Annotated in this window: 9 protein-coding genes; 7 read left to right on the top strand and 2 right to left on the bottom strand. The window is 49.6% G+C overall.

The window, feature by feature from the left end:
• Positions 1-128 precede the first annotated feature (128 nt).
• From K7B07_RS07205 to K7B07_RS07195, 3 genes are all read left to right on the top strand, one after another.
• Positions 129-1,148, top strand: a complete 1,020-nt coding sequence (locus K7B07_RS07205; protein WP_223708569.1) for a right-handed parallel beta-helix repeat-containing protein — start codon at positions 129-131, stop codon at positions 1,146-1,148.
• A 183-nt stretch (positions 1,149-1,331) separates the two neighbouring features.
• Positions 1,332-1,865 carry a family 16 glycoside hydrolase gene (locus tag K7B07_RS07200; RefSeq protein WP_223708568.1) on the top strand — a complete coding sequence of 178 codons (534 nt, stop codon included), beginning with the start codon at positions 1,332-1,334 and terminating at the stop codon, positions 1,863-1,865.
• Positions 1,862-2,992: a hypothetical protein gene (locus tag K7B07_RS07195; RefSeq protein ID WP_223708567.1), complete on the top strand. Its 1,131-nt coding sequence runs from the start codon at positions 1,862-1,864 to the stop codon at positions 2,990-2,992. Before K7B07_RS07200 ends, K7B07_RS07195 begins: the two co-directional genes overlap by 4 nt.
• A 21-nt stretch (positions 2,993-3,013) precedes the next feature.
• On the opposite strand, the gene K7B07_RS07190 is transcribed toward K7B07_RS07195, so the two are convergent.
• Together K7B07_RS07190 and K7B07_RS07185 are read right to left on the bottom strand one after the other, a co-directional pair.
• A complete protein-coding gene (locus K7B07_RS07190) occupies positions 3,014-3,553 on the bottom strand; it encodes a DUF420 domain-containing protein (RefSeq protein ID WP_223708566.1) in 540 nt (179 codons plus the stop codon).
• A complete protein-coding gene (locus K7B07_RS07185; protein WP_223708565.1) occupies positions 3,525-4,349 on the bottom strand; it encodes an SCO family protein in 825 nt (274 codons plus the stop codon). Before K7B07_RS07185 ends, K7B07_RS07190 begins: the two co-directional genes overlap by 29 nt.
• Before the next feature lie 173 nt (positions 4,350-4,522).
• Between K7B07_RS07185 and K7B07_RS07180 the strand changes: the two genes are divergently transcribed.
• From K7B07_RS07180 to K7B07_RS07165, 4 genes are all read left to right on the top strand, one after another.
• Positions 4,523-5,773, top strand: coding sequence for a PQQ-dependent sugar dehydrogenase (locus tag K7B07_RS07180; protein WP_223708564.1), 1,251 nt, complete (start codon positions 4,523-4,525; stop codon positions 5,771-5,773).
• Between the two features lie 129 nt (positions 5,774-5,902).
• Positions 5,903-7,561 carry a M28 family metallopeptidase gene (locus K7B07_RS07175; protein ID WP_223708563.1) on the top strand — a complete coding sequence of 553 codons (1,659 nt, stop codon included), beginning with the start codon at positions 5,903-5,905 and terminating at the stop codon, positions 7,559-7,561.
• A 96-nt stretch (positions 7,562-7,657) separates the two neighbouring features.
• Positions 7,658-10,027: a S9 family peptidase gene (locus tag K7B07_RS07170; RefSeq protein WP_223708561.1), complete on the top strand. Its 2,370-nt coding sequence runs from the start codon at positions 7,658-7,660 to the stop codon at positions 10,025-10,027.
• A gap of 143 nt (positions 10,028-10,170) precedes the next feature.
• Positions 10,171-12,246: a ComEC/Rec2 family competence protein gene (locus K7B07_RS07165; protein ID WP_223708559.1), complete on the top strand. Its 2,076-nt coding sequence runs from the start codon at positions 10,171-10,173 to the stop codon at positions 12,244-12,246.
• Positions 12,247-12,287: the final 41 nt, after the last annotated feature.

The following is a 12,287-nucleotide window of genomic DNA, read 5'->3' as shown; positions in this document are numbered from 1 at the left end:
GACGCGATTTGAACAAACTTGAACAGGGTATGAATTTACAATTTCTGGTAGTGCGGGCAAATTTGTGTGGTTATTTTTCACGAAACCATAAAAGAAAGATGAAAATCCTGAAATTGTTCTTGGCCGGAATGCTATTGATTATGTATACCAGGGTGGATGCCCAGCTCTTTTTTGTAGATCCTGTAAAAGGAAGTGATAACGCTCCGGGCAGCTCAGCGGCTCCTTTCGCCAGTCTGGAAAAAGCAGCGGATGCAGCAGCAGCGCTTCCGCAGGGGGCAACCATTACCATTCGGCTGGCGCCCGGTTTGCACCTGCTTAAGAACAAAGTGACAATTACCTCCAAGGGAGCACATTTATCCGATGGCCGGCTGATCATTGAAGCGGCGGTTATGCCTGATGATACTGCATGGACACCGGCAAAGATGCCCGTGATCCAGTCGGTTTCCGGTAATAATAATGACCCGAACCATAAATTCCCGCACAGCGTTGGACTGCTGATTGCGACCAATGACGTGGTGCTGCGGGGATTAAAATTCACTGGCAACGCCAATCCGGATGTAACATATTACTATCCGGTCAAAAAAGAGGATACGCTTTGTCACGGATTAAAGATCTCTCAATGTTATTTTATCGGAGAAAAGAATGCCGCCCCCATCCAGGGCGCCATATGGGCGCACGGACCAGGCACCGGGGTGGAGCATTGTATCTTCTACGGATGTAAGAATGCCCTGCTGCTTTTCCGGGGAATAAAAGATTTTTCGCTTACCCACTCCATAATTTACGATGCTTATGAGGCTGCCGTATGGTTCGGGCCCTTTACCGCTGCATTTACTTTCCGGGATAATATTGTATCAAATTGTAATTTTTTCTGGCTGCGCCCGGAAAATACCTACCCGGAATATACCTTCAGCAATTCCGTTATCGCCAATAATAAACATTATACCGGCATATACCGGGCCGCAGGGGGACTGCTTCCCATTGAGAAAAATAATTTTAAAGAAGAGCGTATCCGAAAAACCGCGTCGGTGGTATTAAATGAAGTGGAGCTGGATGGATTGAAAAAAGGGGACCTGCAGCTTTCTTCCGGATCGGACGGATATGATATCCCCGCCGGCATTTTCAGTAGCGCTATAAAACAAACCAGGTAAAACGACACGGTATCCTACCTCAACATTTAATCAATAGAACTCATGCAAAAAACGATTTTTATTTTTCTGTTTACACTTTTTGCAACCTCGTGTTGCGCACAAAAGACAAACGCAGTCATCCCCGACCTGGAACAGCTTGTTGCTCAAAAAAGGATTACCGCATTTAACCGGAATATAAATCTTATGAAGAATGCAAAAAATAAGATAAGTCTTTATATGAATGCAAAAGAGCACTATGGGGTAGCCTGGCTTACCGGTTATGCGTTCAGCGATGGCACCCTTGAGTTTGATGTAAAAGGAAAGGATGTGTTGCAGCAAAGCTTTGTGGGGCTCGCTTTTCATGGGGTAAATAACCGTACGATGGACGTGATCTATTTCCGGCCGTTTAATTTCCAGGCACCGGATGCCGGCAGGAAAAGCCATTCGGTGCAGTACGTTTCATTGCCGGAGTACGACTGGCAAAGGCTGAGGACGGAACATCCGGATAAATATGAACAGGCGCTGAAACATCCCCCGCAACCGGATGAATGGTTTCATGTGCGTATGGTCATCAAACAGCCGGAGGTAAAAGTGTATGTGAACAATAATCCGGAACCGGATCTTGTAGTGGAACAATTGGGTGACCGGAAAGGGGAAATGATCGGCTTCTGGACCGGGCACCAGTCGGATGGAAACTTTGCGAACCTGAAAATAACCCCTAAAAAATCAAACAAATGAAAAAAGCCGTTTTAATACTTGCCGCTTCTTTGCTTGTTATAAGCAGCATTGCTCAAAAAAAAGCCCTCCCGCGCGAAATGCTCATTCCTATGAAACCGGAGGCCTGGTTGTATAAAGAAGGAAAGGTCTCCTTTGTCGGGCACAATGGTCAGCCGGCAATCAGGTTATTGCAGTCAGCGGATGTGGTAACTTCAAGAGACCTGTTATTTTCCAATGGAATCATTGAGTTTGATGTGGAACCGCTGGAACCGGGCTTTACCAGCGTATATTTCCGGATGCAGGACATGAGGGAAACGGAATGCTTTTACTTAAGGGCCCAGCGTGCGGGCAACCCCGCAGCTGCGGATGCAGTGCAATATGCGCCTTTTATAAGGGGGGTTAACCTTTGGGATCTTCTGCCGCAATACCAGGCCGCTGCGGACATTTTCCTGAATAAGCCGAATCATATAAAACTGGTAGTATCCGGGTTGCAGCTGCTGGCTTATGTGAACGATATGCAGCAGCCGGCACTCCGGGTATCCCGACTTGAAGGCAATACGAAGGATGGAGCCATTGCGTTTGACGGGAAAGTGATCCTCAGCAATGTAAGAGTGAGACCGGATCAAACCGAAGGCCTGCCTCCGGAGGCAGGATTTGATCTGACGCTGAATGACCCCCGCTATATCCGCAATTGGCAGGCGAGCGCTCCGCTGGATTTTCCTGCAGGAAAAGAGCCCTACCAGCAGAACCTACCCGATTCTCTGGTAACCTGGAGCACCGTTATTGCGGAACGGGCCGGACTGATCAACCTGACGCGTTTATATGGCGGTTCCCGCGAACTGAACCGGCGGCTGGTGTGGCTGAAAGCTACACTGGATGTAAAGGATGCGATGAAACGGAAAATGGCCTTTGGATTCAGTGACGAGGTATGGGTGTTTTTGAATGGCAGGATGGTGTTTGCGGATAAGAATCTTTATCTCGAAGGCATGCGCAAAGAACCGGATGGCCGGATCTCCATTGAAAATGCCACCTTCGATTTGAACCTGAAGCAGGGTAGCAATGAATTGCTGATTGGGGTAGCCAATAATTTTTACGGATGGGGGATTATTGCCCGGCTGGCGTCGATGGATGGGGTTGTGGTAAAATAAACGGAAATTTGATGTACCGCATTAATAATACGGACTGATCAGGATATAAATAATGGGTCCGGTAACAGCCACATAAAACCAGATGGGCCAGGTGATGCGGGCGATCTTGCGGTGGCGGGGGTACTCGCCGATCAGACCTCTGTAAGCGGTAAATAAAATAAAAGGAAGGATGATGCCCGCCAGCGGAATATGCGTGCCGAGAATAAAATAATAAATAAAGCGGATGGCACCGGTGCCGCCGAATTTGGTATCTCCCGCCAGCAGGTGGTGGGCGATATAGCTCACCAGGAAAAGGATGGAAAGTACCATAGCTACGAGCATGATCCGTTTGTGTAGCAAATATTTTCCGCTTTTTGCAGCGAATAACGCAACAACCAGGAGCACGGCAACGACGGAGTTGATAACCGCATTGGCCAGGGCAAAGATGTGTACATCAAAACCGGGTTGTACATTCAGCTGAACGCGCCCCAGGGCAACCACAACGGCAAATACGATAATGGAAAAGGTATAAATAAGAAGCTTGGCTTTCTTATCATTTTTGGTCCACGACGGGGTCAACATTTTTTTTCTTTTTAAACACGATCAGGAATAGGCCAACCAATACTGCCACAATCAGGAACACCACAGCCAGGAAATTGAGTTGTCCGGAAAGCTCACTTTTTTCATTTGGATTTTTTTCAAGCGTCAGCAGTACGATGTCCCTGGAAAGTTTTGCCAGTGAGGTACTGTCGAGCCCATGGTAAAATCCCCTGATGACCCGGCTGGTATCGATCAGTACAAAATGATCGGTATGGATAAAGCTGGTATCAATGCCCTTTCCATCCACCAGCCCGATCCGCATATCCTTCAGGGCCAGGTCATAAATGGTTTTTTTATCACCCGTCAGCAAATCCCATTGCTGGGGGTTGATCTGAAAGCGGTCGGCCCAGGCCTTGAGCTGGTGCACCGAGTCGCGCTCGGGGTCAATGCTGAACGAAATAAACTGTACGTCATTATTGGTACGGTCGCCCACCCGTTCCGAATTGGTGATGGAGCCCTGCAGCCGCCGCATGTTCATGGTGAGCGGAGGGCAGATGGTAGGGCAGTGGGTAAAGAAGAAATCGGCAACAATGATCTTTCCCCTGTATTTATCCAGCGTTGCCGTTTCTCCCAGCTGGTTGGTCAGCTTAAAGTCGCTGATGCGGTGCCATACGGTATCAGAAACCTTTTTACCGCCTTTTAATGTCGAATTAATGGAGTCCGGGAAAAAACGCTGCGGCAATACTACGGCCTGTTCGCTGTAATGCTTGATGATAAAGTAGCAGGTAAGCGGTAAGATGATCGCAATGAGAATACCGTATATTGCTTTTTTGTTCAAAAGAAACTGTAATTAAAGTTTTGCAGCCGCAAAAGTCGTAAAAAGCTTTTAAACGGCTCCTGTTTTTTAGAAAATATATTTTTATATAAAACGTTACTGCGGCTATTTTGTTAACAAAACCATTCTTTTAAAAGGAATTGTGTTATTTTTAAATGGTCTAAAACAATTACACAATGAGTTTTCATGTTAAACCACTATTGACAGGGGTGCTGGCGGCGTCCCTGCTTGTAGCCTGTAATTCCAACAAATCGCATGGGGTAAAACCCGGCGAGGGGAATACAGACTCTTCCTCTAATCCCGTGGAAACAAAAAAGCCCAACAGCGATTATAAACCGGCGTTTGAAGGGCAGACCCGCATTAAAGGAGTACATACACAAACACCGCTGGATGTAAAAATGCTTTCGGACAGGCTGGTGTATCCCTGGGGTATCGTTACGCTTCCGGATGGTCGTTTTCTTATTACAGAGCGGAAGGGCACCCTGCGCATAGCCACTGCGGCGGGGCAATTGAGCGCGCCCATTACCGGTCTGCCAAAAGTGAACAGTGACGGGCAGGGCGGACTGCTGGATGTGATACCGGATCCCGATTTTGCAACCAACCGGATCATTTACTGGAGCTTTTCGCAGGATGTGCCACCGGGCACTCTTACCGCCGTGGGCAAAGGAAAACTGGCAGCCGATGAAAAGACCGTCGAAGGAGCTGCAGTGATCTACCAGGCACTTCCGGCATTTCCCAGCAAGCTCCATTATGGCTCAAGACTGGCATGGGATAAAGAAGGGAACCTGTTTGTAAGCACCGGGGAACGTTCAGACATCAAATCCCGCCCCATGGCCCAGCAGCTGAATGCGGCTCCGGGTAAGGTGTTGCGGATCACAAAAGAAGGCAAACCCGCTCCGGGCAATCCGTTTGCCAACACACCGGATGCAAGACCGGAGATCTGGTCTTACGGACACCGGAATGTGCAGGGGCTGGCCATACACCCCGTTACCGGTGATCTCTGGGAAGATGAATTTGGCCCCAAGGGTGGTGACGAGGTGAACCGTATCGAACCGGGGAAAAATTATGGTTGGGCAACCATCACCTACGGACTGGAATACAGCGGTGAAAAAGTTGGAGAAGGTATTACGCAGAAAGAAGGCCTGGAACAGCCGGTCTACTACTGGGACCCCGTAGTGTCTCCGAGTGGCGCCACCTTTTACAGCGGTGACCTGATACCCGAATGGAAAAATAATCTGTTTATAGGCGCCCTTAGCGGTATGCATATTGTAAGGCTGGTGATCGAAAACAATAAGGTGGTGGGTGAAGAACGACTGCTGGCCGATCAGCAGCAGCGCTTCCGGGATGTGGTACAAGGTGCAGATGGCGCGCTTTATGCCATCAGCGACGGAGAGAAGGGAAGACTGTTCCGCATCGGTAAGAAGTAGCGATCAGCAATCAATGATGCATTATCGGCTCACAAATTTTAATGCTGCGTTCTGGATCCGGAATCGCAACGCTGAGATCTCAAAGCGGATCGTCCAGGTTAATCTGAAAATAGTTTAAAGAAATCCCAAATGTATTATAAGCGGTTCACTGCGGCAATTGCAGCACTTGCTTTTGTTGCATGCAATACCCCGGAAAAAACAAAAAACGGAGAAACTGATGCTTCGGCATTCAGTGCCGACAGTCTTGTGCGGCATATTAAGGTCCTTTCGGCAGATTCATTTGAAGGGCGCAAACCTTTTACAGAAGGAGAGAAAAAGACCATCGGCTACCTGGAGGAGCAATTCCGGCAACTGGGTGCAGAACCGGGTAATGGCAGCAGTTATCTTCAGGATGTGCCGATGATCGATATCCTTTCAGAACCGGAGCCGGTCATGAAGGTCCAGGCCGCTTCGGGTGTCATGGAGTTGAAAGGACTTGATGAATATGTACTTTCCACACCCAAAACGGATTCCGTCATCCGCCTCAGCAATGTACCGGTAGTGTTTGCCGGTTATGGTGTGGTGGCGCCCGAATACAACTGGAACGATTATGAAGGACTGGACGTGAAAGGGAAGATCGTTATGGTGCTGGTAAATGATCCCGGGTTTAATAACGGGGACACAACCCTGTTCAAAGGGAAAACCATGACCTATTACGGACGTTGGACCTATAAGTTTGAAGAAGCGGCCCGGCAGGGTGCCCGTGGCTGCCTGGTGATCCATAGTACCGCGGCTGCCAGTTATCCGTTCAGCGTGGTACAGAACAACTGGCATACATCGGAGCTCCGGCTGGACAATAAAGATGAAAAACTGCTGGATGCCCAGGGCTGGATCACTATGGAAGCGGCTAAAAAACTGATCATGGCGGGCGGACAGGATACCGGTATCATTGCCAAAGCAGATATCCGCGGATTCAGGGCACAGCAGCTGAATGCCACCGTGTCCACAGGTATAAAAACAAAAGTGACCCGCAGTCAGTCGCACAATGTGATTGCAAAGATCACAGGAAGCAAATACCCGGATGAATACGTTCTTTATACCGCTCACTGGGACCACCTGGGCATCGGGAAACCGGATGCCCGCGGCGATTCGATCTATAACGGGGCGTTGGACAATGCCAGCGGCACCGCCGCCCTGCTGGAGTTTGCAAGGGTATGGAAAAGTCAAAAGACACCGCCGGAACGCACCATTGTTTTTCTGGCTGTGACCGCCGAAGAGCAGGGATTGCTGGGATCGGCCTACTACGCACAGCATCCGGTATACCCGCTTGCAAAAACAGTAGGGGTGCTGAATGTGGATGAGGTCAACAACTATGGCCGTACAAAAGACATTATGGTGGTGGGCCAGGGACAATCGGAAATGGAGGATCTTTTAAAAGAAGAAGCTGAAAAACTGGGAAGGTATATTTCCTATGACGCCACGCCGGAGGCGGGACATTATTTCCGGTCGGATCATTTCAGTTTTGCAAAAGCCGGCGTACCGGCCCTTGCCCAGGGATTTGGTATTGATGTGATCGGTAAGGATAAAGAGTACGGCAGGAAAATGCAGGAGGCATTCAATACTCAACATTATCACGGACCTTCCGATGAATACAATACCAGCTGGGATCTGAGCGGTGCCGTGGATGATTTGCAACTGCTTTTTATGGTAGGCAAACGGCTGGCCTATGGCCATAACTGGCCCGGCTGGAAAGCCGGTTCCGAGTTTAAAGCCGAGCGCGACAAGAGTGCAGCAGAAAGGGCCCGCTAACAGCATCGGCTTCTGTAATTTTGTACTATAACATAAGTGTACGCTTTTGGGGACATACCAAAAGTGGGGATCAAATAAATTATGCTGCTTTACAGGATGAAGAGATTATTGATAAAGGCCGTTGCAGTTCCTGCAATGATGGCTGCTGTTACCGCAGTGGCACAGAACGATCCCGGTGTACTGACGGTAGACCGGATCATGCGTGACCCCAAATGGATGGGCACATCGCCATCTGATGTTGCCTGGGGGAATGAGGGAAACACCTTATTTTTTTCCTGGAACCCGGAACAGGCACCTGCCGATTCGCTGTACCGCATTACACCTGCGGATAAAACACCCCGGAAGCTGCAGCTAAATGAACAACGCAGGGCAGTATCCGAGTCCCTGCTGCGCTACAGTAACAACAGGTCGGCTGCAACCTGGACAAAAGACGGGGATATTTATTACAGAGCACCTGCCGGTAAGATCATTCGTATTACGCAGACGCTGGAAGGTGAGTATAATCCGGTGTTCAGCTTTAATGATACCCGGATCGTTTATACCCGCGGTCAGAACCTTTATTCCTGGGAGATCGCAACAGGTGCTTCGCAACAACTGACCAATTTTACCAATGATGCGCCTCCTGATAAAGACAAAAAGACAAATGCAGAAGAAGCGTGGCTGAAAAAAGAACAGCTGGCCCTCATGGATGTGCTGCGGGAGCGGAACAACAAACGGGTGGCCGGGGAGGGATATACGCGGGCCCGTGAGCTGTCCGGACCCAAACCCATTTATCTGGCGGGGGGCCAGCTGACCGGTACAAACATCAGTCCGGACGGGCGGTTTGTGACTTACCAGCTTTACACCGCAGGAAACGGGAAACGAACCATTGTACCGGATTATGTAACCGAGAGCGGCTATACCACAGACATTCCCGGTCGCACAAAGGTGGGCAGCCCGCAGGGAAGTGCCCGTTTTTTTGTTTATGACCGTATACGAGATACTGCTTATAAGATCAGTACAGAACAGATCCCCGGCATCCGGGATATCCCCGCATTTGTAAAGGACTATCCGCTGCAATGGGAGCGGATGAAGCGGGATACGGTCCTTCGCAATGTGAATGTATGGGGTGTGGAATGGTCGCAAAACGGCCGTTATGCCCTGCTGGATATATATGCAGACGATAATAAAGACCGGTGGCTGATGCTGATGGATACCGCAACAAGGCACCTGAAGCTGGTCGACCGGCAACACGATGATGCCTGGATCGGCGGACCGGGGATCAGTCCCCGCGCTACCGGGTGGACGGATAATGAAACGGTCTGGTTCCAGAGCGAAACCACCGGCTACACGCATCTGTATCTTTACAATGTGACATCGGGGGTAAAACGTGCGCTTACAAAAGGACCGTATGAAGTGCAGGAGGCAAAACTTTCCAATGATAAAAAATCGTTTTACATTACTACCAATCAGATACATCCCGGCGAAAAACAGTTTTACCGGCTGAACATAAAAGCGGGACAAACAGTACAGCTGACCACACTTCCGGGAGCGAATGAAGTAAGCCTGTCACCGGATGAAAAATACCTGGCCATCAGGAATTCATTTATTGATAAACCCTGGGAGCTCTACCTCCAGGAAAACCGCCCCGGTGCCCACCCGGTGCAGATCACCACAAAAGCACAGAGCGAAGAATACCGGCAGATCAAATGGCGTATCCCGGAGGTGATTTCATTTACGGCAAGGGATGGTGCACCGGTGTATGCCCGGTTGTATAAACCGGAAAATGCCCGGCCCGGCATGCCGGCTGTATTTTTTGTTCATGGTGCAGGATATCTTCAGAACGCTCATAAATGGTGGAGTTCCTATTTCCGGGAATATATGTTCAACAACCTTCTTGCAGATAATGGTTATTATGTGATGGACATCGATTACCGTGGGAGTGCCGGCTATGGCCGCGACTGGCGTACCGGTATCTACCGGCACATGGGGGGGAAAGATCTTACCGATCATGTGGATGCGGTAAAATATCTTACGGACACCTATAAAATTGACCCGGCAAAAGTGGGCATCTATGGTGGTTCTTACGGTGGGTTTATGACGCTGATGGCGTTGTTTACAACACCGGATGTGTTTGCCAGCGGCGCAGCCTTGCGGCCGGTTACGGACTGGGCCAATTACAATCACGGCTATACCTCCAATATCCTCAACGAACCGTTTACTGACAGCATCGCCTATCATAAAAGTTCGCCTATTTATTTTGCGAACGGATTAAAAGGCAACCTGCTTATCTGCCATGGCATGGTGGATGTGAATGTCCATTACCAGGACGCTGTGAAGCTGGCCCAGCGCCTGATGGAGCTGAAGAAAGCCAATTGGGAACTGGCTTCCTACCCAATGGAAGACCATGGCTTTGTGGAGCCCGTAAGCTGGACCGACGAATACAAGCGGATCTTCAAACTCTTTGAACAGACACTGAAGAAATAGTATGGCTAGGTATACGTCTGAGGAGAAGCAATTAACAGATGGCTGCTGAGGGCAGATGTCTTCCAGCCGGCACTGGTCTATTATTTAGTTAAAAAATATTATATATAATATTTTTGTAACTTAGGGTGGTTAATACATCACCTATGCAACCCTCCGCTGATCTGTTTCTCGCCCGCGCACCGTTTATAAAGTTATTGCTTCCGTTTGCCTGCGGTATCCTGTTCTGCTTTTATCATCCGCTGCCTGTAACGGGCTGTATGACCGGCCTCCTGGTTTCCGGTTTAATGGTATTGTTGTTCCGGATGCTAGGCAGTTATCAGCGGTTGAAATTGCAGATGCTGCAGACAGTACTGATCCTGCTGATACTTTTCTTTTCAGGGATACTGATTGCAGCGCTTAAAGATACCGGGAACCGGCGCAGCTGGTTTGGCCGGCATTATGCTCCGGGAATGTACCTGGTGACTGACCTGGAGGAACAGCCTGTTGAAAAGAGCCGCTCTTACAAGGCCGCGGCCGTGGTAAAACAGCTGATCATTAATGACAGCGTTATCCGGGTCAATGGAAAAATGATCCTTTATTTTAAAAAGGAGCCCGGTCACCGGCAATTGAATGCCGGCGACCGGCTGGTGTTTAAGAAAGAGCCTCAGACGATCCGGAGTACGGGTAACCCGGGTGCATTCGACTATAGGCTTTATGCCCGGTTCAATGGGATCACGCACCAGGTATATCTCACCGGGCAGGATGTTTTAAAGATCAAAGGACCGCAGCCGTTCTCCGTAAGCCTGTGGCTGTACCGGGTAAGGGCATCCATTCTTGCTGTTTTAAAAGAGTACATAAAAACACCAAGGGAAGCAGGGCTGGCTGAGGCCCTGCTGATGGGTTACCGCGACGATCTGGATAAAAGCTTACTGCAATCCTACACCGATACCGGTGTGGTACATGTGATCGCTGTTTCGGGAATGCACCTGGGGCTTATTTACTGGTTGCTGGAGCTTTTACTGGGCCCGCTATTGAAACGGCGGCAAACGCGCTGGCTGCATCCCGTTCTTGTTTTAACGGTATTATGGACCTTTAGCCTGCTGGCGGGTGGTGCGGCTTCCATTGTTCGGGCAGCTGTTATGTTTACCTGTATCCTGCTTGGAAAACATTTTGGCCGCAATGTTTCTGTATACAATACACTGGCGGCTTCAGCCTTCCTGCTGCTCGGTTATAACCCCTGGTGGTTGTGGGATGTGGGATTCCAGCTTTCTTATGCAGCCGTACTGGGTATCGTTATTTTCTACAGACCTCTGTATGGTCTTATAACAGTAGAGAATAAACTGTTGAATGCGGTGTGGCAGCTCATTGCAATAAGTATTGCTGCACAGGTCTTAACCACCCCGCTAAGCATCTATCACTTTCATCAGTTCCCGGTTTATTTCCTGATCTCCAATTTGCTGGTGGTGCCTTTGTCGAGCGGGATATTGATCGGAACATTGCTGCTGGTAGCTGTGGCACCGTTTCCTGCTATAGCTGCAGCCACAGGCGTATTGCTGCGCGGCGCTATAGTCTGGATGAACCGGATCATCGAGAACCTGGAACACTATCCCTTCGCGTTGTGGAAGGGATTGCAGATCAGCATGGCACAGGTATTACTGTTGTATGTTCTTATAGCCGGGGTTGCTTTGTTACTGCAACAACGAAAGACAGGGCTTTGGATGGCAGTACTGGGTCTATCCGGATTCATCGTGCTGCGGGGACTTTCTTTCTATCAGGCAAACCGGCAGTCCAAGATCATCGTGTACAATAGTTCCGGAAGCAGCATTATCGATTTTATCAACGGCCGGGACCATTTTATCCTTGCGGATACCGCCGGACTACAGGATCCTGCAATAGCAAAAAATACACTGGAGCCTTCGGCGATCCGTCATCGTCTCCGGCAACCGGAGGCGCTGCGGCATATCAGAGGGGACGAGCGTTTGTTGTTTGGTGGCCGCTCCGTATTGCTGATACATGCGCCTCTGAACGGAACCCGGTACGGAAAAGCAGACCTTGTGGTCCTTACCGGGAATCCCCGGCTGTATATCTCCCGGCTGCTGGAGGTAGTGCAGCCCCGGCAGGTGGTGATCGGGGGCTCCGTGCCGGCCTGGAAGGCCCGCTACTGGCAGCAGGACTGTGATGCGCTGGGTGTGCCCTGTTACAATGTTGTGAACAAAGGAGCTTTTGTAATGACCCTTTGAACGCTTACCTTTGCGGCTCATTAAGCATTCCAATTCAGTTT

It is taken from the genome of Niabella beijingensis, assembly GCF_020034665.1.
GTDB lineage: Bacteria > Bacteroidota > Bacteroidia > Chitinophagales > Chitinophagaceae > Niabella > Niabella beijingensis.
The sequence above is the reverse complement of the archived record's forward strand: the minus strand, read 5'-3'. Positions and strand labels throughout refer to the sequence as shown.

What these genes read in the sequence shown, in the direction of transcription:
- K7B07_RS07190 (WP_223708566.1), bottom strand. Translation starts at nt 3,553, where the DNA reads ATGTTGACCCCGTCGTGGACCAAAAATGATAAGAAAGCCAAGCTTCTT.
- K7B07_RS07175 (WP_223708563.1), top strand. Translation starts at nt 5,903, where the DNA reads ATGTATTATAAGCGGTTCACTGCGGCAATTGCAGCACTTGCTTTTGTT.
- K7B07_RS07200 (WP_223708568.1), top strand. Translation starts at nt 1,332, where the DNA reads ATGAAGAATGCAAAAAATAAGATAAGTCTTTATATGAATGCAAAAGAG.
- K7B07_RS07170 (WP_223708561.1), top strand. Translation starts at nt 7,658, where the DNA reads ATGAAGAGATTATTGATAAAGGCCGTTGCAGTTCCTGCAATGATGGCT.
- K7B07_RS07205 (WP_223708569.1), top strand. Translation starts at nt 129, where the DNA reads ATGCTATTGATTATGTATACCAGGGTGGATGCCCAGCTCTTTTTTGTA.
- K7B07_RS07180 (WP_223708564.1), top strand. Translation starts at nt 4,523, where the DNA reads ATGAGTTTTCATGTTAAACCACTATTGACAGGGGTGCTGGCGGCGTCC.
- K7B07_RS07195 (WP_223708567.1), top strand. Translation starts at nt 1,862, where the DNA reads ATGAAAAAAGCCGTTTTAATACTTGCCGCTTCTTTGCTTGTTATAAGC.
- K7B07_RS07165 (WP_223708559.1), top strand. Translation starts at nt 10,171, where the DNA reads ATGCAACCCTCCGCTGATCTGTTTCTCGCCCGCGCACCGTTTATAAAG.